Consider the following 21,295-nt stretch of genomic DNA (forward strand, 5'->3'; position numbering starts at 1 on the left):
ATCGACGAGGGGCGGGACAGCGAGTGAGTGCGTCGGGCACGGCGGAGGCCGGGCAGGTCGAGCACATGCTGCGACAGGTGACCCCCGGGCGCTACGACGCCTATGAGGCGTTGCTGCACGCGCTGGCCGACAGCCACCTCTGGATGCTGCTCTGGCACGGCCAGGCCGGGTCGGCCGACGCGCAGTACGGGAACATGGAAGTCGCCGGGCTCGGCTACGCCCCGTGTGTGACCTCCGCCCAGGAGCTGGCGGTCAGTGGCTGGAATCGTTCGCACGAGGTGATCACCGGGCGCGATCTGGCCCGCTCGCTCTACCCGGACCGCTGGGGCATCTGGTTGAACCCGCACGCACCCGGCGGTGGCGTCGGGATCCCGTGGACCGATCTGCGGCGGATCGCCACCGGACTCGACCGGATGCCGGCCGGTCCGCTGCGGCTGTCCGAACCCGCCATCGACATCCCGCAGTTCTACGCGCTGCTCGGCCAGAACGCCCACCGCACCCCCGCGGTCCGCTCGCTGCGCCGTGTCTGGGTACAGCCCGCCCTCGGCACCCCGTATCTGGCCATCGGCCTCGATCTTTACGACACCGGTCAGCAATCCGTCGACTCCGTACGGGCGATGATGCAGCAGTCGATCGCCGCGGTGCCCGACGGGCTCCCCGTGTCGACGGTCGCGATGTCCGACGAGTACGACCCGGTCGGAATGTGGCTGCGGGCCAACTCCCGCCCGTTTTACGACCGCGAGGCGCAGGTGGCCCCGTCGCCCGCCGCCGGCTACGGCTACCCGCCAGTAGGCTGACCACCGACCAAAGGGCCCATAGCGCCCGTTGGGGGTCATGTCCGGCCTGATTCGTTGAGCGGCGCACCAACCGCTCACGCGATCCGCCCGTCCGGATAACGGAGTGTCGCTGACCGCATCACGGTTGCGCAAACATTCACCGTGAGGTCTGGCGGGTGATCACAACGGCGATGAAGACTCCCCGCTAACGAGCATCGCCGTGCCTTCTGCACGACGCGTTCTACGAGCAACTTTCGAACTTCAGACGTCACATCAGCACAGTGGCATCACCCGATGCGCTTGATGCACTGCAGCCGCCACCGCGGCAGGTATGGGCCGGCCACCGCCGGCCGGGAGGGGTCAAAGGCACTGTGACCGCACCGATCGAGACCACCGGATCGACTGCCTCAGCGCAGCCGGAGGCAGTACTCACGGGGGCCGCGCAGAGCCAGATCGAGGGCCGCTCGCTCGGCCGGATCGCCTGGACGCGCTTCAAGCGGGACAAGGTCGCCATGGCCGGCGGGGTCGTCGTGATCCTGCTGATCCTGGTCGCCGCACTGTCCAAGCCGATCCAGGCGCTGTTCGGGCTCGACCCGGACGCCTTCCACCAGAGCCTCGTCGACCCGGCACTGCTGGCGCCCAAGGGCAGCTTCGGCGGTATCAGTTGGAGCCACCCGCTGGGCGTCGAACCGCAGACCGGCAGGGACATCCTGGCGCGCATCATCGAGGGCTCCTGGGTCTCGCTGGTGGTCGCCGCGGGTTCCACCCTTCTCTCCGTCGTCATCGGCGTCGTGATGGGTGTGGTGGCCGGCTTCTACGGCGGCTGGGTGGACAGCGGCATCAGCCGGCTGATGGACACCTTCCTGGCGTTCCCGTTGCTGCTCTTCGCGATCTCGATCTCGGCTTCCCTGCAGGGCCATGCGTTCGGCATGGACGGCCTCACGCTCCGGATCGCCGTACTGATCTTCGTCATCGGCTTCTTCAACTGGCCCTACATGGGCCGGATCGTCCGTGCGCAGACGCTGAGCCTGCGCGAGCGGGAGTTCGTGGAGGCATCCCGGTCACTGGGTGCGCGCGGTCCCTTCATTCTGTTCCGCGAGCTGCTTCCCAACCTGGTCGCGCCGATCCTCGTGTACTCGACGCTGCTGATTCCCACCAACATCCTCTTCGAGGCATCCCTGAGCTTCCTCGGCGTGGGCATCGCGCCGCCGCAGGCGTCCTGGGGCGGCATGCTGTCCGCCGCGGTCGACCTCTACCAGGTCGACGCGATGTTCATGGTCATTCCTGGCATGGCGATCTTCATCACCGTGCTGGCCTTCAATCTGCTGGGGGACGGACTGCGCGACGCACTCGACCCCCGTGGCAAGTAATCGCGGCCGTGCCGCACCGGACAACCGAGGGGGCTTTCCTCAGGATGAACAGCAGGAAGACGGCAGCGGCGATAGCCGCGACGGTAGCGTTGGGGCTCGCTGCCACCGCATGCGGCAGCAGCGACAGCGGCAGCGGCGGCAGCAGCAACGCCAAGGCCGACGCAGGCCTGACCAGCATCGTCAACAAGACCGACAAGAAGGGGGGGACGGTCACCTACGAGCACTCCAGTGGTCCCGACTCCCTCGACCCCGGTAACACGTACTACGGATGGGTGCAGGACTTCGCCCGCCTCTACGCGCGTTCTCTGGTCACGTTCAAGCCGGCCGCCGGCAAGGACGGCCTGACGATCGTGCCCGACCTGGCCACCGGTCTCGGCAAGGCCAGCCCGGACGCCAAGACCTGGACCTACAAGCTCCGCAAGGGCGTGAAGTTCGAGGACGGCACCGAGATCACCTCGAAGGACGTCAAGTACGCCATCGAGCGCAGCAACTTCGCGCCTGAGGCGCTGTCCAACGGGCCCACCTACTTCAAGGCGTACCTCGAGGGCGGCGACAAGTACAAGGGTCCCTACAAGGACAAGAACCCGGACGGGCTCAAGTCCATCGAGACCCCGGACGACTCGACGATCATCTTCCACCTGAACAAGCCGTTCGCGGACATGGACTACCTGGCGGCCTTCTCGCAGACGGCCCCCGTGCCGGCGAAGTCCGACAAGGGCGCCTCCTACGTCCAGCACATCGTGTCCTCGGGCCCGTACAAGTTCTCGGCCTACAGCGAGAGCCGCGGCGCGACGCTGGTCCGTAACCCGCAGTGGGACCCGAAGAGCGACCCGATCCGCAAGGCGCTGCCGGACAAGATCGTCCTGAAGTTCAACGTCAACGCCACCACGGTCGACGAGCACCTGCTCAACAACACGACCACGGCGGACATCGCGGGCACCGGTCTGCAGTCGAAGACACAGCCGAAGGTGCTGAGCAAGGCGTCGGAGAAGGCACACACCGACAACCCGTACGCCGGCGCCCTCCAGTACCTGGCGCTGAACGTCAACGTGAAGCCGTTCGACAACATCGAGTGCCGCAAGGCCGTGCAGTACGTCACGGACAAGGCCGGCATGGTCGACTCGATCGGCGGCAAGGTCAAGGGCGACCCGGCGACGACGGTGATCCCGCCGACCGTGGCCGGTTACAAGAAGTTCGACCTGTACCCGACCGCGGGCAACAAGGGCGACGTCGCGAAGGCCAAGGAGCACCTGGCCAAGTGCGGTCACCCGAAGGGCTTCAAGACCACGCTGACCGCGCGCTCCGACCGTCCCGACGAGGTCACCGCCGCCACCCAGCTGCAGCAGAGCCTGAAGAAGATCGGCATCACCGCCGACATCAAGACCTTCCCGGCGGACAAGTACTTCACCGACTTCGCCGGTGTCCCGGCCTGGGTCCACAAGAACAACGCCGGAATGATGATGATGGCGTGGGGTGCCGACTGGCCCACCGGCTACGGCTTCCTCGACCAGATCGTCGACGGCACGGCCATCAAGCCGTCCGGTGGCACGAACCTGATGGAGCTCAACGACAAGGCGATCAACGCCGAACTGATCAAGGGCATCGGGACCGTCGACACCAAGGCGCGCAACGCCATCTGGGGCGACGTCGACCAGAAGGTCATGGAGAACGCGTCCGTCGTGCCGCTCTACTACCGCAAGAACCTGCTCTACCGCCCGGACAACGCGGAGAACGTCACGGTCACCGACGCATACCTCGGTATGTACGACTACGTGCTGATGACCTCGTCCAACAAGTAACAACACCTGTTCAACGACAGCACCCCCTGAAAGGCAGGTGAAGGCGCCGGGTCGGACGGGCGTACCCCGTTCGACCGACCCGGCGCCGCACGGCTGTGGCTGCGTACATCATCCGACGCGTATTCGCCGCGGTGTTGCTGCTGCTGGTGGTCAGCGCAGTCACATTCGCGATCTTCTTCCTTGTTCCCCGTCTCGGCGGGCAGACGACCGACTCGATGGCCGCTCAGTACGTCGGTAAGAGTCCGGACCCGGATGTCATCGCCGCCGTCAAGCGGAACCTGGGGCTGGACCAGCCCCTGTATCTGCAGTACTGGCACTTCATCAAGGGCATCGTCGTCGGCGCCACCTACCACTTCGGGCCCGACCCGGCGGTGTGTCACGCGCCGTGCTTCGGCTACTCCTTTAAGACCCACTCGGCCATCTGGCCCGAGATCAAGCTGCGCATTCCGGTGACGCTGTCGCTGGCCGTCGGTGCGGCGGTCATCTGGGTCATCTCCGGTGTGGCCACCGGTGTCGTCTCGGCGCTCAAGCGCGGAACGGTCATCGACCGGCTGGCCATGGGCGTCGCCCTCGCCGGTGTCTCGCTGCCGATGTTCTTCACCGGCCTGGCCTCGCTCGCGCTGTTCAGCTTCCACTGGACCATCTGGGACAACCTGCAGTTCGTGAACTTCACCGACAACCCCGCCGAATGGGCCTGGAACCTGATCCTGCCCTGGTGCACGCTCGCGTTCCTGTACTCCGCCCTCTACGCCAGACTCACCCGAGCCGGGATGCTGGAGACCATGGGCGAGGACTACATCAGAACCGCCCGGGCCAAGGGTTTGCGGGAGCGCCAGGTGATCGTCAAGCACGGCCTGCGTGCCGCGCTGACCCCGCTGGTGACCATCTTCGGTATGGACTTCGCGCTGCTCATCGGTGGCGCCGTCATCACCGAGACGGTCTTCGGGTTCCAGGGCATGGGCGCCTACGCCATTCACGGCGTGACCACGGCCGACCTTCCCGTCGTGATGGGCGTGACCCTGGTCGCCGCCTTCTTCATCGTTCTCTGCAACCTGCTGGTGGACCTTGTGTACGCCGCGATCGACCCCCGGGTGAGGCTCTCATGAGCGACGTGCACAAGAAGGACCCGGCCGAGCCCGCGAGCACCGCTGCGGCCGCCGCGTCCGGCGACGAGAGGAGCTTCCTCTCGGTCCGGGACCTCCGCATCCACTTCGACACCGATGACGGTCTGGTCAAGTCGGTGGACGGCGTCAGCTTCGACCTGAAGGCCGGACAGACCCTCGGGATAGTCGGCGAGTCGGGCTCGGGCAAGTCGGTGACCTCCCTCGGCGTCATGGGCCTGCACACTTCCGACCGGGCCCGGATCTCCGGTGAGATCTGGCTCGACGGCGAGGAACTGATCGGCGCCGGCCCCGAGCGGGTGCGCAAGCTGCGCGGGCAGAAGATGGCGATGATCTTCCAGGATCCGCTGTCCGCCCTGCACCCGTACTACAGCATCGGCGCGCAGATCGTGGAGGCGTACCGGGTTCACAACCACGTGGACAAGAAGACCGCCCGAACCCGCGCCATCGACATGCTCGACCGGGTCGGCATCCCCGAACCCGCGCAGCGTTTCAACGACTACCCGCACCAGTTCTCCGGCGGTATGCGCCAGCGTGCGATGATCGCGATGGCCCTGGTCAACAACCCCGAGCTGCTCATCGCGGACGAGCCGACGACCGCGCTGGACGTGACCGTCCAGGCGCAGATCCTCGACCTCATCCGTGACCTGCAGAAGGAGTTCGGGTCGGCGGTCGTCATCATCACGCACGACCTCGGCGTGGTCGCCGAGATCGCGGACAACCTCCTGGTGATGTACGCGGGCCGGTGCATCGAACGAGGCAGCGCCGAGCAGGTCTTCTACCAGCCGCAGCACCCCTACACCTGGGGCCTGCTCGGTTCGATGCCACGTATCGACCGTGAACAGACCGAGCGTCTGGTGCCCGTCAAGGGCTCGCCGCCCAGCCTGATCAACGTCCCGTCCGGCTGCGCCTTCCATCCGCGCTGCCCGTACGCCGACGTCCCGAAGGACAACATCACCCGCACCGAGCGTCCGGAGCTGCGGCAGATCACGGACGGCCATGTCTCGGCGTGCCACATGACGCAGGCTCAGCGGGAAAAGATCTGGATTGAAGAGATTGCGCCGAAGCTGTGACTGATCAGAAGAAGCAGGATCCGCAGAAGGAAGCGCCGAAGGACCCGGCGGCCGAGCCGCTTCTCAAGGTCACCGACCTGGTCAAGCACTTCCCGATCACCAAGGGCGTGCTGAAGCGCAAGGTGGGTGCGGTCCAGGCGGTCGACGGACTGTCCTTCGACGTGTACCCGGGAGAGACGCTGGGCGTCGTCGGCGAGTCCGGCTGCGGCAAGTCGACGATGGGCCGGCTGATCACCCGGCTGCTGGAGCCGACCGGCGGCAAGGTCGAGTTCGAGGGCCGGGACATCACCCATCTCTCGGCGGGCAGGATGCGGCCGATGCGCCGTGACGTCCAGATGATCTTCCAGGACCCCTACGGCTCACTGAACCCCCGGCACACCGTCGGCGGCATCGTCGGCACCCCCTTCAGGCTGCAGGGCGTCGAGCCCGACGGCGGTGTCAAGAAGACCGTCCAGGGCCTCCTCGAGCTGGTCGGCCTCAACCCCGAGCACTACAACCGCTACCCGCACGAGTTCTCCGGCGGCCAGCGCCAGCGCATCGGCATCGCCCGCGCGCTTGCCCTGCGGCCCAAGCTCGTCGTCGCCGACGAGCCGGTGTCCGCACTGGACGTGTCGATCCAGGCGCAGGTGGTCAACCTGCTGGACGACCTGCAGAGCGAGCTCGGGCTGACCTATGTGATCATCGCGCACGACCTCTCGGTCATCCGCCACGTCTCGGACCGCATCGCGGTGATGTACCTCGGCAAGATCGTCGAGTTGGCCGACCGCAAGTCGCTCTACGAGTCGCCGATGCACCCGTACACCAAGGCGCTGCTCTCCGCGGTGCCGGTGCCCGATCCGCGGCGCAAGGGGGCCAAGAGCGACCGGATCCGGCTGGAGGGTGACGTCCCTTCGCCGATCTCGCCGCCGAGTGGTTGCCGCTTCCACACCCGCTGCTGGAAGGCCACGGAGGTCTGCGCGGTGCAGGAGCCGCCGCTGGTCGCGCTGGCGCCCGGGCACCAGGTGGCATGCCACCACCCGGAGAACGCGCCCGACCAGGTGCCCGGGCAGGAACGGCTGCCGAAGGCGAGGGAATCGGCCGAGGTCATCTCCACCGCCAAGGCGGACCCGGCGACGGACGCGGCACCGAAGGCGGCGAACGAGCCGGAGCCGGCCGAAGACGAGCCGGCCGAGCGGGAGACACCTGAGCAGGAGACACCTGAGCCGGGAATACCTGAGCCGGGGACACCTGGACAGGAGTCAACTGGGCAGTAGCCATGACAAGTTCGTAAAGTCATAGTGCACAGTCATGTACATGCCGCATCGGGAGAGTGCAGAGTCTGCGTGTCCGTACCCACGGCGCACGTATGAAGGGCAGACTCTTGTCACTCTCCCGTTCGGCACGTCTGGCCGCCCTCGCCACCGCGATGGCGTCCTTCTGTCTGATCGCAGCTGGTCCGGCGCCCTCACCGGGGTCTCCGGGGATCGGCGATCCGTACTTCCCCGAACTGGGCAATGGCGGTTTCGACGCCTTGCACTACGGCCTCGATGTCGCCTACAACCCGGACACCGACCGGCTCGACGGCCGTACCACCATCACGGCCCGCGCCACCCAGAACCTTTCGTCCTTCGACCTCGACCTGCAGAAGCTCACGGTCGCTTCGATCGAGGTGAACGGCCGGAACGCGAGCTTCACCCGCTCCGGTGACGAGATACGCATCACCCCCCGGGGATCCCTGGCCGAGGGCCGCACGTTCACCGTCACCGTGGTGTACGGCGGGGTGCCCCAGCCGCTCAACGGCCCCATCATCTTCGGCTCCGACTACGGCTGGATGAAGACGACGGACGGGGTGTTCGTCGCCTGCGAACCCAACGCCGCGTCCACCTGGTTCCCTTCCAGTGACCACCCCTCCGACAAGGCCGCCTTCGACATCACGATCACGGCGCCCAAGGGTCTGACCGGCGTCTCCAACGGCCGGTTGGTCTCCACCCGGACCCGGCACGGCTCGACCACCGCGCACTGGCGCGAGTCGAAGCAGATGGCCACCTACCTCGCCACCGCCTCCATCGGCAAGTTCGACGTGCAGACCGGCCGGACGCCCGGCGGGACCCCGATCTACGTGGCCATCGACCCGGTCCTCGCCGGCAGCAACGCCGTCGACGTGTACGCGGTGACGGCCGAGGCCACCGACTACTGGTCCAAGCTCTTCGGCCCTTACCCGTTCGAGGAGACGGGCGCGGTGGTCGACGACATGCCGGAGGCGGGCTTCTCGCTGGAGACCGAGTCCAAGCCCAGCTATTCGGCGGTGCGCAGCGAGTCGACGATCGTGCACGAACTCGCCCATCAGTGGTTCGGCGACTCGGTCTCCGTCGAGCAGTGGAAGAACATCTGGCTCAACGAGGGCTTCGCCACCTACGCGCAGTGGCTGTGGGACGAGCACCGGGGCACCCGCTCCGCGCACGACGCCTTCCTGGCCGGCTACAACGCCCGCCCCGGCACCTCCTCGTTCTGGCAGACGAAGGTCGCCGACCCGCAACGCGACACGATGTTCGCCTCGGCGGTCTACCAGCGCGGGGCGATGGCACTCCAGGCGCTCCGCGAGCGGATCGGCGACAAGGCGTTCTTCGAGCTGCTGCCGGCCTGGGCGAAAGCCCACCGCTACGGCAATGCCAACACCGAGGAGTTCACCGCGCTCGCCGAGAAGGTCTCCGGGCAGCAGCTGGGCGATCTCTTCGACACGTGGCTCTACACCACGGGCAAGCCAGCACTCTGACCGCTGGCGCCGTCGATGTCGGGAGCACCCGACAGGTAGAACTGTCGAGTGCTCCACGAACTCTTCAACGCATCGGTCCAGCACTCCCTGGACCTCGCCGGTATCTTCGTCTTCGCGATCTCCGGCGCGCTGCTCGCCGTACGGAAGAACTTCGACGTCTTCGGCATCGTGGTGTTCGCGGAGGTCACCTCGCTGGGCGGCGGCCTGTTCCGGGACATCGTCATCGGCGCGGTGCCGCCCGCCGCCTTCACCGACCTCGGCTACTTCATCACCCCGCTGTTCGCTGCGGCGCTGGTCTTCTTCCTGCATCCCGAGGTGGAGCGGATCCAGGTGGCGGTGAACGTCTTCGACGCGGCGGGTCTCGGGCTCTTCTGCGTGACGGGCACCACCAAGGCGTACGACTACGGTCTCGGGCTCACGGCGTCCGCCGTGCTGGGCCTCGCGACCGCCGTCGGCGGCGGGGTGCTGCGGGACGTGCTCGCCAACGAGACGCCTTCACTGGTGCGCTGGGACCGTGACCTCTATGCGGTGCCCGCCATGGTGGGCGCGGCCATGGTCGCTCTGTTCATCCGCTTCGACATGCTGAACGGCGCCACCATCGGCCTGGCCGCGCTGACCTGTATCGCTGTGCGGCTTCTGGCGATGCGCTTCCACTGGAGGGCGCCGCGGGCCTGGAACCGGCGTTCCTCGACCCTCTCTACCGACGAGTAACTTCTCGGTGTACGGTGCTTTCATGGCACAGGCAACCATCGGGGACAGCGAGTTCGACCGCGACACCGCAATCACCCGGCGTGCAGAAGGCGTCTACGAAGCGGAACTCTCCGCGGGCTGGACCATCTTCGGGGCGGTCAACGGCGGCTATCTGCTGGCCGTGGTCGGCCGCGCGCTCGGCGACGCGTTGCCGCACGGCGACCCGTTCTCGGTCTCGGCGCACTATCTGTCGGCGTCCGGCCCGGGCCCCGCGGTGATCCGCACCGAGACCGTGCGCAGCGGGCGCACCCTGGCCACCGGCCAGGCCTCGCTGGTGCAGACCGCCGACGACGGCACCGAGGTCGAACGGATCCGGGTGCTCGCGACCTACGGTGACCTGGACGCCCTCTCCGACGATGTGCGCACCACGGCGAAGCCGCCGGCCATCCCGCCGATCGAGCACTGCCTGGGTGCTGAGGACAGTCCGGTGCCGCCGGTGGCCGGCACCGCGGCCATCACCGAACGGCTACGGCTGAAGCTCGACCCGGCCACCTGCGGCTGGGCCGTCGGAGCGCCCTCCGGGAAGGGCGAGATGCGGGCCTGGTTCGAGCTCGCTGACCACCGCGACGCGGATCCGCTGTCGCTGCTCCTGGCGGTGGACGCGCTGCCGCCGACCGCCTTCGAGCTCGGCATCAAGGGCTGGGTGCCGACGGTGGAGCTGACCGTCCACGTCCGGTGCCGGCCGGCGCCGGGACCGCTCCGGGTGTCCATCACCACGCGGAATCTTGCCGGGGGGTTCCTGGAGGAGGACGCGGAGGTCTGGGACAGCGCGGACCGGCTGGTCGCCCAGTCCCGCCAACTGGCCCTGGCTCCTCGGGGGTAGCTGCCCCGGCGGCGGGCCCTTGCGGTCGTCCGGTGCCCGGGCCTGCTCAGTCCAGCCAGTGCCGTCGCCCCAGGCTGACCAGTCGCATCTGACGGCGGGCCGTGTCGCGGGCGCGTTCCGCCCGGCCGGGACCGGCCTCCTCCGCTTCGAGCAGCACGGACGCGGTCGTCACCATCTGATCCACATACAGGCTCGCCAGCATCAGCAGGTCGTCCTCACTCCAGCCCTCGGACTGCGGTTCGCGGGCGAACGCTGCCGCCACCTCCTCGGCGAACAGCCGCAGTTGGGTGCCTATGGCGTCCCGGACCGGCTGCACGCCGCCGTGTCGCTCGCGGGCGATGAAGCGGATATGAGCGGGGCGCGTCCGCACCAGGTCGGCGATGAGGTCGACGGTGGTGTCGATCCGGGTCGCGCTGTCGCCGTTGTCCGCGAGGGTCGACGCGATCAGGCCGTGCAGCGAGTCCAGGGCCTCCTCGACCAGTGCGACGCCGAGGTCGGCGGTGTCCCTGAAGTGCCGGTAGAAGGCCGTCGGGGCCACCCCGACGGCACGGGTCACCTCGCGCAGCCCCAGGCTGGAGAGACTCTGCTCCTCCAGTAGTCCGAGGGCCGAGTCCAGCAGGGCCCGGCGGGTCTTCTGTTTCTGGGCCTGGCGTATGCCGACGGTGTGACTCATGCCATTCAGTAAACAACCGTTCTCCGTCTGAGGGAAGCGTAGACTCGAAGTCAGTGAACAGTCGTACTCACAACTGTTCACTGAACCAGACGGAGCAACCGACCTTGAAAGGTAGGACAGTGATGATCGCTCTCGCCGCGCTTCTCCTTCTGTTCGGAGTCGTGCTGGGTGCCGTAGCCCACTTCCCCCTCTCCGTATCCCTCGTTGCCGCTGCCGTCATCGGCGGCTGGCTCGTCGCGTTCGCCGTCCGCGAGCGTCTCAGCAAGCTCAGCAAGTAAGGGAGCCGACCGCCATGGAAATCACCGCAACCGCAACCGCCCCGACGCGCACCGGTACTCGGGACGCCGACGGCATGTCCGTCGCCGCGTTCGTGCTCGGACTGCTCGGCCTGCTCGTGATGAACATCGTGCTCGGCCCGACCGCTATCGTGCTCGCCGCCGTTGCCCTCTGGCGCGGTACCGCCCGCCGGGGCCGCGCGCTGCTCGGCATGGCACTCGGCGTGGCCGACCTGGTGGTGCTGGCCGTGCTGCTCACCGCCGGTGGCGGCGTGATCTGGAACTTCGGCTGACGAACGGCCCGCGGGACCGCGCGGCGAAGAGGCCGCTCGCGGGCTCGTAGAATCGTGGTCACCATGGCTTATCTCGACCACGCTGCGACCACTCCGATGCTCCCGGAGGCGGTCGAGGCGATGACCGCCCAGCTCGCCGTCACCGGCAACGCCTCCTCGCTGCACGCCGCCGGACGACGGGCTCGGCGTACCGTCGAGGAAGCCCGGGAGGCCCTCGCCGAATCACTCGGCGCGCGCCCCAGCGAAATCGTCTTCACCGGCGGCGGCACCGAAGCGGACAACCTTGCGGTCAAGGGCCTCTACTGGGCCCGCCGAGCCGCCGACGCCCGCCGGATCCGGGTACTGGTCAGCCCCGTCGAGCACCATGCCGTGCTGGACGCCGTCGACTGGCTGGCCGAACACGAGGGTGCCGCGGTCGAATACCTGCCGGTCGACAGCTACGGCCGGGTGCGCCCCGACTCCCTGCGTGCAGCGATCGAGCGGGACCCGACCGATGTCGCCCTGGTCACCGTGATGTGGGCCAACAACGAGATCGGCACCATCCTGCCGGTCCGTGAACTCGCCGACGTGGCCGCGGAGTTCGACATCCCCCTGCATGCCGACGCGGTGCAGGCCTACGGCCAGGTCCCGGTGGACTTCGCCGCATCGGGTCTGGCCGCGATGACCGTCTCCGGCCACAAGATCGGCGGGCCGTACGGGGTGGGCGCCCTGCTGCTCGGCCGCCAGTACACCCCCGTACCCGTACTGCACGGTGGCGGCCAGGAACGCCATGTGCGCTCGGGAACGCTCGATGTGCCCGCCATCGCCTCGTTCGCCGTCGCGGGAGCACTGGCCGCCGAACGACGGGAGGAGTTCGCCCGAGACATCGGCGGTTTGCGCGACGAGCTGATCGCCGCCGTGCGCGCCGCGGTCCCCGAGGCGATCCTCGGCGGGGACCCGGTCGACCGGCTCCCCGCCAACGCCCACTTCACCTTCCCCGGCTGCGAGGGCGACTCGCTGCTGCTGCTTCTGGACGCCCAGGGGATCGAATGTTCTACGGGGTCCGCCTGTACGGCAGGGGTGGCCCAGCCCAGCCACGTACTCCTTGCCACCGGCACGGACCCGGACCTGGCGCGGGGCACGCTGCGGTTCTCACTGGGGCACACCTCGACCAAGGCCGATGTGGACGCGGTCGCCGAGGCGATCGGCCCGGCGGTCGCCCGAGCCCGCTCGGCGGGTCTCAGCTGACGCCCGGACCCGCACGGTCCCGGGCGGTCGCCCTGCGACACGGATCACCGCCGCGACGGCGGTGCTCACGCTGGCGAAGCCGCCCGCACCAGCCGCAGATAGTGCCCCCAGTCCCAGTACCGGCCCGGGTCGGTGTGGTCCGCCCCCGGTACTTCCGCATGCCCGATGATGTGCTTCCGGTCCACCGGAATCCCGTACCGCGCGCAGATCCCGGCCGTCAGCCGCGCCGATGACCGGTACATGGCGTCGGTGAACGAAGCGGGCACGTCCACCCACCCCTCGTGTTCGATGCCGATGCTGCGCTCGTTGTAGTCACGATTGCCCGCGTGGAACGCCACATCCAGCTCCCGGACGGTCTGCGCCACCTCTCCCTGCTTGCCGACCACATAGTGCGCGGACGCTCCGTGCGCCGGATCCCGGAACACCTTCAGTGCCACCGCGTAGCTGCCCTGGACGACGTGGACCACCACCCGGTCGATGGGATAGTCGTCCGGCCGGTCGGCCCGCCGGTAGTTGGCGGGTGATGCCGCTGCCCACCGCGCGCCGGCGAAGTCGACGGCGCCCTCCTCGCGGGGTTTCTCGTTCCCGGGCAGCCGCCACCAGACGTGTGCCAGCTCGCTCCTGGCCAGAGCGGCCGCACCGGCCGCCGCCCCCAGCCCGCCGACCAGCAGCGCCCGCCGGCCGACCCGCCGGTCCGTTTCCCTGCCCGTGCTCCCCATGTGATCGTCAACGCATACTCACGAGCTTCCGGTTCCCTCATGCCCTTACCCTGGTAGGGCTATGACTCAGACACCCCAGCGCCCCCTCCGCGTCCTCGCTGCCATGTCCGGGGGCGTGGACTCCGCAGTCGCCGCCGCCCGCGCCGCCGAAGCCGGGCACGATGTGACCGGTGTGCACCTGGCACTCTCCGCCAACCCGCAGTCCTTCCGCACCGGTGCACGCGGCTGTTGCACGATCGAGGACTCGCGGGACGCCCGCAGGGCCGCTGACGTCATCGGTATCCCCTTCTACATCTGGGACCTGGCCGAGCGTTTCCGCGAGGACGTGGTGGACGACTTCGTCGCGGAGTACGAGGCGGGGCGCACCCCCAACCCGTGTCTGCGCTGCAACGAGAAGATCAAGTTCGCGGCGCTGCTGGACAAGGCACTGGCGCTCGGGTTCGACGCGGTCTGCACCGGTCACTACGCCACCGTCCTGGTGAACGAGGAGGGCACGCGGGAGATGCACCGTGCCTCCGACATGGCCAAGGACCAGTCGTACGTCCTCGGCGTCCTCGACGAGCGCCAGCTCGCACACGCCATGTTCCCGCTCGGCGACACCCTCACCACCAAGGACGAGATCCGCGCCGAGGCCGAGCGCCGTGGCCTGGCCGTCGCCAAGAAGCCCGACAGCCATGACATCTGCTTCATCGCGGACGGCGACACCCAGGGGTTCCTCGCCTCCCGTCTCGGCGGCAAGGCGGAGGGCGACATCGTCGACCAGTCCGGTACGAAGGTGGGCAGCCACGACGGCGCCTTCGGCTTCACCATCGGCCAGCGCAAGGGCCTGCGCATCGGCCACCCGGCCCCGGACGGGAAGCCGCGCTACGTCCTCGACATCTCACCGGTGAACAACACGGTCACCGTCGGCCCCGTCGAGGCCCTGGACGTCACGTCGCTCACCGCGATCAAGCCCCGCTGGTGCGGCGACGCCCCGGCGGGCCCGGGAACGTACACCGCCCAGCTCCGCGCGCACGGCGGCGAGACGCCGGTCGCCGCAGAGCTGGTGGACGGCGAGCTGCATGTGAGCTTCGACGAGCCGGTCCGGGGCGTCGCCCCCGGTCAGGCGATCGTGCTCTACGACGGCACCCGTGTCGTCGGCTCTGCGACCATCGCGACCACCGAGCGGGTGGCCGCGACGGGGCCGCTTCAGACCACTTCGGTGTCGTAGAAGCAGAAGTGGTCCTTGATCTCGGCGACCTCCGGCTTCGGCTCGGGGTACGCCCAGACCAGGTCGGCCGCACCCGGCAGCGACCAGTACGAGGCGTCGCCCTTGAACGGGCAGTGGGTGTGGGTCTCGGAGGGGGTCAGCAGCTCGGTGCGTACGTCCGCCGGTGGGAGGTAGTACCGCACCGGCAGGCCGGTTTCGTGCAGCAGCAGGGGGCGCCGGCTCTCCGCCAGGGTTTGGCCCTCGCGGACAACCCGTACATGGTCGGTGCCCTGCTCGATGGTGATGCGGTGTCCAGTCGTCATGAGTGATTCAGCACCTGCGGTCCGGAACTTCTTCCCGCTGCGCTGGCCTCTACCGTGTACGCATGAACATCTGTGTCTTTCTCTCCGCTGCCGACCTCGACGAGCGCTACACCCGTCCCGCCCGCGATTTCGCCGAACTGCTCGGCAAGGGCGGCCACACCCTCGTCTGGGGCGGGTCCGAGAGCGGGCTGATGAAGGTCGTCGCGGACGGGGTGCAGATGGCGGGCGGGCGGCTCGTCGGGGTCTCGGTGGACTTTCTGGCCGCCAAGGCGCGTGCCGACGCCGATGAGATGGTGATCGCCGCCGATCTGGCCGAGCGCAAGGCGCTCCTGCTGGCCAAGGCCGATGCCGTGGTGATCATGGTCGGTGGCACCGGGACCCTCGACGAGGCCACCGACATCCTGGAGCTGAAGAAGCACGGAAGGACCACCAAGCCGGTGGTGCTGCTCAACACGGCGGGCTTCTACGACGGGCTCAAGCAGCAGTTCCAGCGGATGGAGGACGAGGGCTTCCTGCCGGTGCCCCTCACTGACCTGGTCTTCTTCGCCGAGGACGGGGTGGCGGCGCTGGCCTACCTGGAGGAGTCGCAGGGCGTGCAGTAATGCGACGATGGGGCCCATGGCTACTCATGTGATCACCGGTGCGGGTTCCGGCATCGGCGCGGCCGTCGCGCGCCGTCTCCACGAGCGCGGGGACGACCTCGTCATCGTGGCGCGCGATGCGGGACGCGCCAAGGAACTCGCCGGCCGGTACCCGGGGGCGGGCACGCTCGTCGCCGACCTGGCGAACCCGGACAGGATCTCCTGGGCCCTCGGCAAACAGTCGCTGCCCGAGCAGGTCGACTCGCTGCTGCACATCGCGGGCGTCGTCGACCTCTCGCCGGTCGCCGAACTCCGGCCCCCGACCTGGCACGCGCAGCTCAACACCAACCTGATCGCGCCCGCCGAACTGACCCGGCTGTTGCTGCCGCAGCTCCGGATGGACCGCGGCCAGGTGATCTTCGTGAACTCCGGCTCCGGGCTGAACGCGCACGCCGAGTGGGCCGCCTACGCCGCGTCCAAGCACGGCCTGAAGGCACTGGCCGACGCGCTTCGCCACGAGGAGCACGGAAACGGTGTGCGGGTGACCTCGGTGTATCCGGGGCGTACGGCCAGCCCGATGCAGGCCAAGGTCCACTCGCAGGAGGGCAAGGAGTACCGCCCGGAGGGCCTGATCGACCCGGAGTCGGTCGCCACCACGATCCTGATGGCGCTGGACCTGCCGCGCGACGCGGAGGTCAACGACCTGACCGTGCGGCCGGGGCGCTGAGGAACCTGCTTATTTTTCGGGGCGACTAATCGCTCAGTATGACCTGGTTGGCGAAATTGTTGATGAAGCCGATCCAAGCGACCATGACGATCCCGTCCCGCGCTTCGACGACCGCCATCTGGTCCGAGGCCAGGTCCTCCGCCTGGGCGTAGAGCGATGCGGGGAGCGGGGCCCGGTGCAGTTCGCGGCCGGTGCGCGCGTCCAGTACCAGGAGATACGCACCGGCGTGTGATCCATCCTTCCGGATGCCCATGGGGGTGCGGTACTCCGGTACGTACACCCGGCCGTCGGCGGTTCGCGGAACGCCGAACTCGAGCCCCTTGGCCGCCTTCCTGGTCCAGAGCGCTCTGCTGCTGTTGTCGCTCACCTGCCGCGCGGTGAGCGATCGGTACTCGTCGGAGCCGAGCAGCAGCGTGCCGTTGCCGGCGCTGCGCAGGCTCATGTCGTGGGAGAGCGGCGTCTCATGGGTCCGGAGCTCGGCACCCGAGACGTCGGTAGTGGCGAGCGTCCCGCCCACCATCAGCGTGGCCATCGTGTGGTCCCCGACGCGCCGGTAGCCTGCCGCATCCTCCTCGACGTGCCACCGGGAACGGCCGGTGGCACGGTCCACCCCGAACAGCACCTCCGGAGCCTGGGAGCAGTCGTTGGCGTCGACCGCTTCCACACCCTTCAGACTGACAAGGGCCCGTGGATCCCACGTCTTGCACCCCTGGGGCGGAGCGACCGACCAGAGCTTCTTCCCGGAGTCGGCCGACAGAGCGGTCAGGAAGTCGTCCTGACTTACGAACACGGTGCCGCCGCCCAGCCAGATGCGGTTGCCGCCGTTTCTCCTGCCCTCCGGGATCCTGGCGTGCCAGCTCGGCTTCCCGCTGCGCAGACTCACCGCGACGGCGAGTCCGTCGTCGTACCAGAGGAAGGCAGTGTCGGTGGAGATCCACTCCGATATCAGGGCGATGTCCTCCCGCCCGTAGTGCCAGAACGTCTTGCCCGTGTGAACGTTGTCCGCCGTGATGCCGTCGTCCTGCTCCTTGAAGAGCAGGCCACCGACGATTGCCACCGCGGACGTGTCCAGCCGGGCCGGCACACGGCCGGGCTGCTTGGGTGCTGTACTGCCGAGCGCCGCCGGGAAGTCGCCGTGCGCCCCGCTCATCTGCTCGTGGTAGCGGGTGAGGTAGGTGTACGTCTGCCAGCCGCCGACGGCGAGCGCGAGCACGACAAGGACGGTGGTCAGCTTGATCCACTTGGCCCGGAACCAGGCCGCCGTGGCGCGCGCCGACTCGGCAGGGGTGCGCCGGGGGACGACCCATTGCCGCTCCGACCGCGGCGGGACCTCGGCCTCCGCCTCGGTGTCGGCGGACTTCCATGTCCAGCCGTCCAGTTTGTCGTTCATGGTCTCCCCCGAGATGGTGATGTTCTACGAGATGCTAGACCCGGTCACTGACAGTGCCCGGGGCGGCCCTCGTCCGCCGGGGCCGGTACCTCGTACCCTTCGTGGGTGAGCGAGAAGAGCAAGTTCAGCTGGGGTCCGGCCACCGGAATCGGTTCGATGCCGGGCGGCGACGCGCGGGAGGCCGCCAAGACGGTGGTCGGGTCCTTCGAGGACTTTCCGTATCTGGCCGAGCTGCCCGCGCGCGGCCCGGGCGCCGACATGCTGGGGCGGACCATCGGGCTGCTCGTCGAGATGTACGCGCATGTGGAGCCCAGTGGCTGGCGCGTCAGCGACCGGCCGGGCCGCGACACCCGGCGGGGCCGCTCCTGGCTCGGCGAGGACCTGGACGCGCTGGAGGAGTTCACCCAGGGGTACGAGGGGCCGCTGAAGGTACAGGCGGTAGGACCATGGACGCTGGCCGCGGGGCTCGAACTGCGGGGCGGCGAGGCCGCGCTCGGGGATACCGGGGCGCGCCGGGACCTCGCGGAATCGCTTGCCGACGGGCTCCGCGGGCATCTCGCCGAGGTGCGCCGCCGGGTACCGGGCGCGCAGGTGGTGCTGCAACTGGACGAGCCGTCACTCGTGGCGGTGCTGCGCGGCCGGATCAGGACGGCGAGCGGCTACCGGACCCACCGGGCCGTCGACCGGCAGATCGTCGAGGACACTCTGCGGGATCTGGTCGCGGTCAGCGAGGGTCCGGTGATCGTGCACAGCTGCGCGCCCGACGTGCCGTTCGCACTGCTGCGGCGGACCGGAGCGGCCGGTGTCTCGTTCGATTTCGGACTTCTCACCGAGCGTGATGAGGAGGGCGTCGGTGAGGCGGTGGAGGGTGGCACCCAGCTCTTCGCCGGAATCGTGCCCGGCACTGACACCGCATTGTCAGACCCGGCCGGTAGCGTCATGGGTGTCAGGACGCTGTGGCGCAGGCTGGGGCTGAAACCGGAGACTCTTGCGGAGTCCCTGGTCCTCACCCCCTCGTGCGGGCTGGCGGGCGCTTCACCCGCCTACGCCCGGGCGGCGCTCGCCCACTGCGCCCGCGCGGCAAGATCGCTCGCGGACAACCCTGAGTGACGGGCCGGCCTGACTGACGGGGCTGAGTTGTATCAACGGGAGGACGAGACGGTGGCTGTCGAACAGCAAGGTGCTGCGCCCACGGAGGCACGGGAGAATCACGCCCAGCTGGCCGAGCAGATCGAGGAGCACCGCTTCCGGTACTACGTGAAGGACCAGCCGGTCGTCAGCGACGCCGAGTTCGACACTCTGCTGCGCTCGCTGCAGGCCCTGGAGGAGGAGTATCCCGAGCTGCGGACCCCGGACTCGCCGACCCAGAAGGTGGCCGGTGCCTACGAGACGGAGTTCACGTCGGTCCAGCACCGGGACAGGATGCTGTCGCTGGACAATGCCTTCGACGAAGAGGAGCTGTCCACCTGGGCCGAACGGCTCGCCCGTGACGTCGGTTCCGCCCCGTACCACTTCCTCTGCGAGCTCAAGGTGGACGGTCTCGCCGTCAACCTCACCTATGAGAACGGCCGGCTGACCCGTGCGGCCACCCGCGGCGACGGCCGCACCGGCGAGGACATCACCCCCAACGTGCTGACGATCGCGGGCATCCCGCACCGGCTGAAGGGCGAGAGGACCCCCGCACTCGTCGAGATCCGCGGCGAGGTGTACTTCCCGATGGAAGCCTTCGAGGGTCTCAACGCCCGGCTGGTGGAGGCCGGTGACAAACCCTTCGCCAACCCGCGCAACGCGGCGGCGGGTTCACTGCGGCAGAAGGACCCCAAGGTCACCGCCACCCGCCCGCTGCACATGGTGGTGCACGGCATCGGCGCCCGCGAGGGCTTCGACATCGACTGCCTGTCGCACGCCTATGAACTGCTGCACGAATGGGGCCTGCCGACCGCCAAGCACAACAAGGTCGTCGACGACCTGGCCGGCGCCCGGGAATTCATCGCCTACTTCGGCGAGAACCGGCACTCCGTGGAGCACGAGATCGACGGCGTCGTCATCAAGCTCGACGAGATCCCGCTCCAGGGGCGGCTCGGCTCCACCTCGCGGGCCCCGCGCTGGGCCATCGCCTGGAAGTACGCCCCCGAGGAGGTCAACACCAAGCTGGTGAACATCCGCGTCGGCGTGGGCCGTACCGGCAGAGTCACGCCGTACGCCCAGGTCGAACCGGTCACCGTGGCCGGCTCCGAGGTGGAATTCGCCACCCTGCACAACCAGGCCGTGGTGAAGGCCAAGGGTGTCCTGATCGGTGACACGGTGGTGCTGCGCAAGGCCGGAGATGTCATTCCGGAGATCCTCGGCCCGGTCGCCGATCTGCGGGACGGCAGCGAGCGGGAGTTCGTGATGCCGGCCGAATGCCCCGAATGCGGGACACCGCTGCGCCCGATGAAGGAGGGCGACATCGACCTGCGCTGTCCCAACTCCCGGTCGTGCCCCGCGCAGTTGCGCGAGCGGCTGTTCTATCTGGCGGGCCGCAAGTCGCTGGACATCGAGAACTTCGGCTATGTGGCCGCCGCCGCGCTCACCCAGCCGCTGGAGCCCGCCGAGCCACCGCTGCGGGACGAGAGCGATCTCTTCGACCTCACCATCGAGCAACTGCTTCCGATCAAGGCCTACGTGCTCGACCAGGACAGCGGGCTGCCCAAGCGGGACCCGAAGACCGGCGAGGAGAAGATCGCCACCGTCTTCGCCAACCAGCAGGGCGAACCGAGGAAGAACGCCCTCGCGATGCTGGACAACATCGCGGCGGCCAAGGAGCGGCCGCTCGCCCGGTTCATCACGGGCCTCTCGATCCGTCATGTGGGGCCGGTCGCGGCCGAGGCACTGGCTCGAGAATTCCGTTCGATCGAGCGGATCGAGCAGGCGACCGAGGAGGAACTGGCCGCCGTCGAGGGGGTCGGACCGACCATCGCCGCCTCGCTCACGCAGTGGTTCGAGGAGGAGTGGCACCGCGAGATCCTGCGCAAGTGGCGCGCCGCGGGGGTCCGGATGGAGGAGGAGGGCGGCGGCGAGGACCAAGGGCCGAGGCCGCTCGACGGGCTGACCGTGGTGGTCACCGGGACGCTGGAGCACCACACCAGGGATGGCGCGAAAGAAGCGCTGCAGAGCCTCGGAGCGAAGGTCACCGGTTCCGTTTCCAAGAAGACCGCCTTCGTCGTGGTGGGTGACAGCCCCGGTTCCAAGTACGACAAGGCGATGCAGCTGAAGGTCCCCGTGCTCAACGAAGAGGGCTTTGCCGTGCTGCTCGAGCAGGGACCGGACGCGGCTCGCGAAGTCGCGGTGCCACCGGCGGGGTAACCGGCCGGGCAACGGTCAAGTTCACCCGTACGGCGCATAGCAGATGGTTAGGGATGCCGGGGTCGCATTCGGGCAAGACCAGCAGAGCG

General features: G+C 68.6%; 21 protein-coding genes. 17 read left to right on the forward strand and 4 right to left on the reverse strand.

Translation table 11 applies throughout. The features are described 5' to 3' along the window. Positions 1-23 precede the first annotated feature (23 nt). The 9 genes from AB0436_RS19970 (at position 24) to AB0436_RS20010 (ending at position 10,464) form a co-directional block, all read left to right on the forward strand. Complete coding sequence (locus tag AB0436_RS19970; protein ID WP_366469236.1) at positions 24-797, forward strand: enhanced serine sensitivity protein SseB C-terminal domain-containing protein; 774 nt, start codon at positions 24-26, stop codon at positions 795-797. A 350-nt stretch (positions 798-1,147) separates the two neighbouring features. After that, on the forward strand, positions 1,148-2,146 hold the full coding sequence (locus tag AB0436_RS19975) for an ABC transporter permease (RefSeq protein ID WP_366469237.1): 999 nt from the start codon (positions 1,148-1,150) through the stop codon (positions 2,144-2,146). Between the two features lie 44 nt (positions 2,147-2,190). Next, a complete protein-coding gene (locus AB0436_RS19980; RefSeq protein ID WP_366469238.1) occupies positions 2,191-3,945 on the forward strand; it encodes an ABC transporter substrate-binding protein in 1,755 nt (584 codons plus the stop codon). 95 nt (positions 3,946-4,040) lie between these two features. Continuing rightward, the gene (locus AB0436_RS19985) at positions 4,041-5,051 is read left to right on the forward strand and encodes an ABC transporter permease (protein ID WP_366469239.1); all 1,011 of its coding nucleotides are present in this window, start codon (positions 4,041-4,043) and stop codon (positions 5,049-5,051) included. Beyond that, the gene (locus tag AB0436_RS19990; protein WP_366469240.1) at positions 5,048-6,139 is read left to right on the forward strand and encodes an ABC transporter ATP-binding protein; all 1,092 of its coding nucleotides are present in this window, start codon (positions 5,048-5,050) and stop codon (positions 6,137-6,139) included. The genes AB0436_RS19985 and AB0436_RS19990 overlap by 4 nt, the downstream gene beginning before the upstream one ends. Then, positions 6,136-7,392, forward strand: a complete 1,257-nt coding sequence (locus AB0436_RS19995; RefSeq protein WP_366469241.1) for a dipeptide ABC transporter ATP-binding protein — start codon at positions 6,136-6,138, stop codon at positions 7,390-7,392. The genes AB0436_RS19990 and AB0436_RS19995 overlap by 4 nt, the downstream gene beginning before the upstream one ends. A 107-nt stretch (positions 7,393-7,499) precedes the next feature. Continuing rightward, entirely contained in the window at positions 7,500-8,891 is a 1,392-nt protein-coding gene (locus tag AB0436_RS20000; RefSeq protein ID WP_366469242.1) for a M1 family metallopeptidase, read from the forward strand. A gap of 48 nt (positions 8,892-8,939) precedes the next feature. After that, positions 8,940-9,602: a trimeric intracellular cation channel family protein gene (locus AB0436_RS20005; RefSeq protein WP_366469243.1), complete on the forward strand. Its 663-nt coding sequence runs from the start codon at positions 8,940-8,942 to the stop codon at positions 9,600-9,602. A gap of 22 nt (positions 9,603-9,624) precedes the next feature. After that, positions 9,625-10,464 carry a thioesterase family protein gene (locus AB0436_RS20010; RefSeq protein WP_366469244.1) on the forward strand — a complete coding sequence of 280 codons (840 nt, stop codon included), beginning with the start codon at positions 9,625-9,627 and terminating at the stop codon, positions 10,462-10,464. 46 nt (positions 10,465-10,510) lie between these two features. Here AB0436_RS20010 and AB0436_RS20015 read toward each other — a convergent pair whose 3' ends face one another. Further along, positions 10,511-11,137, reverse strand: a complete 627-nt coding sequence (locus AB0436_RS20015; protein ID WP_366469245.1) for a TetR family transcriptional regulator — start codon at positions 11,135-11,137, stop codon at positions 10,511-10,513. 122 nt (positions 11,138-11,259) lie between these two features. On the opposite strand from AB0436_RS20015, the gene AB0436_RS20020 reads away from it, so the two are divergent. The 3 genes from AB0436_RS20020 (at position 11,260) to AB0436_RS20030 (ending at position 12,932) form a co-directional block, all read left to right on the forward strand. Continuing rightward, on the forward strand, positions 11,260-11,415 hold the full coding sequence (locus AB0436_RS20020) for a hypothetical protein (protein WP_366469246.1): 156 nt from the start codon (positions 11,260-11,262) through the stop codon (positions 11,413-11,415). Positions 11,416-11,429: 14 nt separating this feature from the next. Continuing rightward, a complete protein-coding gene (locus AB0436_RS20025; protein WP_366469247.1) occupies positions 11,430-11,705 on the forward strand; it encodes a DUF4190 domain-containing protein in 276 nt (91 codons plus the stop codon). A 63-nt stretch (positions 11,706-11,768) separates the two neighbouring features. Further along, positions 11,769-12,932, forward strand: coding sequence for a cysteine desulfurase family protein (locus tag AB0436_RS20030; protein WP_366469248.1), 1,164 nt, complete (start codon positions 11,769-11,771; stop codon positions 12,930-12,932). A 65-nt stretch (positions 12,933-12,997) separates the two neighbouring features. Here the strand turns inward: AB0436_RS20030 and AB0436_RS20035 are convergent, their stop codons facing one another. Next, positions 12,998-13,651 (reverse strand): N-acetylmuramoyl-L-alanine amidase, encoded by a 654-nt coding sequence (locus tag AB0436_RS20035; RefSeq protein WP_366469249.1) that lies wholly within the window; start codon positions 13,649-13,651, stop codon positions 12,998-13,000. A gap of 61 nt (positions 13,652-13,712) precedes the next feature. On the opposite strand from AB0436_RS20035, the gene mnmA reads away from it, so the two are divergent. Beyond that, the gene (gene mnmA, locus AB0436_RS20040; protein ID WP_366469250.1) at positions 13,713-14,861 is read left to right on the forward strand and encodes a tRNA 2-thiouridine(34) synthase MnmA; all 1,149 of its coding nucleotides are present in this window, start codon (positions 13,713-13,715) and stop codon (positions 14,859-14,861) included. On the opposite strand, the gene AB0436_RS20045 is transcribed toward mnmA, so the two are convergent. Next, complete coding sequence (locus tag AB0436_RS20045) at positions 14,840-15,163, reverse strand: DUF427 domain-containing protein (protein ID WP_366469251.1); 324 nt, start codon at positions 15,161-15,163, stop codon at positions 14,840-14,842. The genes mnmA and AB0436_RS20045 overlap by 22 nt on opposite strands. A 62-nt stretch (positions 15,164-15,225) precedes the next feature. Between AB0436_RS20045 and AB0436_RS20050 the strand changes: the two genes are divergently transcribed. Then, a complete protein-coding gene (locus AB0436_RS20050) occupies positions 15,226-15,765 on the forward strand; it encodes a TIGR00730 family Rossman fold protein (RefSeq protein WP_366469252.1) in 540 nt (179 codons plus the stop codon). A gap of 16 nt (positions 15,766-15,781) precedes the next feature. Beyond that, positions 15,782-16,471 (forward strand): SDR family oxidoreductase, encoded by a 690-nt coding sequence (locus AB0436_RS20055; protein WP_366469253.1) that lies wholly within the window; start codon positions 15,782-15,784, stop codon positions 16,469-16,471. Between the two features lie 25 nt (positions 16,472-16,496). Here the strand turns inward: AB0436_RS20055 and AB0436_RS20060 are convergent, their stop codons facing one another. Continuing rightward, complete coding sequence (locus AB0436_RS20060; RefSeq protein ID WP_366469254.1) at positions 16,497-17,861, reverse strand: PQQ-binding-like beta-propeller repeat protein; 1,365 nt, start codon at positions 17,859-17,861, stop codon at positions 16,497-16,499. 105 nt (positions 17,862-17,966) lie between these two features. Between AB0436_RS20060 and AB0436_RS20065 the strand changes: the two genes are divergently transcribed. Further along, entirely contained in the window at positions 17,967-18,971 is a 1,005-nt protein-coding gene (locus tag AB0436_RS20065; protein WP_366469255.1) for a methionine synthase, read from the forward strand. A 51-nt stretch (positions 18,972-19,022) separates the two neighbouring features. Beyond that, positions 19,023-21,206 (forward strand): NAD-dependent DNA ligase LigA, encoded by a 2,184-nt coding sequence (ligA, locus tag AB0436_RS20070; RefSeq protein WP_366469256.1) that lies wholly within the window; start codon positions 19,023-19,025, stop codon positions 21,204-21,206. Positions 21,207-21,295 lie beyond the last annotated feature (89 nt).

It is taken from the genome of Streptomyces sp. NPDC051322 (assembly GCF_040689485.1).
In the GTDB taxonomy this organism is placed as follows: domain Bacteria; phylum Actinomycetota; class Actinomycetes; order Streptomycetales; family Streptomycetaceae; genus Streptomyces.

Bases quoted from the DNA above. Each gene is read 5' to 3' on its own strand.
- AB0436_RS19980 (WP_366469238.1), top strand. From the start codon at position 2,191: ATGAACAGCAGGAAGACGGCAGCGGCGATAGCCGCGACGGTAGCGTTG.
- AB0436_RS19990 (WP_366469240.1), top strand. From the start codon at position 5,048: ATGAGCGACGTGCACAAGAAGGACCCGGCCGAGCCCGCGAGCACCGCT.
- AB0436_RS20010 (WP_366469244.1), top strand. From the start codon at position 9,625: ATGGCACAGGCAACCATCGGGGACAGCGAGTTCGACCGCGACACCGCA.
- AB0436_RS20015 (WP_366469245.1), bottom strand. From the start codon at position 11,137: ATGAGTCACACCGTCGGCATACGCCAGGCCCAGAAACAGAAGACCCGC.
- AB0436_RS20020 (WP_366469246.1), top strand. From the start codon at position 11,260: ATGATCGCTCTCGCCGCGCTTCTCCTTCTGTTCGGAGTCGTGCTGGGT.
- AB0436_RS20025 (WP_366469247.1), top strand. From the start codon at position 11,430: ATGGAAATCACCGCAACCGCAACCGCCCCGACGCGCACCGGTACTCGG.
- AB0436_RS20030 (WP_366469248.1), top strand. From the start codon at position 11,769: ATGGCTTATCTCGACCACGCTGCGACCACTCCGATGCTCCCGGAGGCG.
- AB0436_RS20035 (WP_366469249.1), bottom strand. From the start codon at position 13,651: ATGGGGAGCACGGGCAGGGAAACGGACCGGCGGGTCGGCCGGCGGGCG.
- mnmA (WP_366469250.1), top strand. From the start codon at position 13,713: ATGACTCAGACACCCCAGCGCCCCCTCCGCGTCCTCGCTGCCATGTCC.
- AB0436_RS20045 (WP_366469251.1), bottom strand. From the start codon at position 15,163: ATGACGACTGGACACCGCATCACCATCGAGCAGGGCACCGACCATGTA.
- AB0436_RS20050 (WP_366469252.1), top strand. From the start codon at position 15,226: ATGAACATCTGTGTCTTTCTCTCCGCTGCCGACCTCGACGAGCGCTAC.
- AB0436_RS20055 (WP_366469253.1), top strand. From the start codon at position 15,782: ATGGCTACTCATGTGATCACCGGTGCGGGTTCCGGCATCGGCGCGGCC.
- AB0436_RS20060 (WP_366469254.1), bottom strand. From the start codon at position 17,861: ATGAACGACAAACTGGACGGCTGGACATGGAAGTCCGCCGACACCGAG.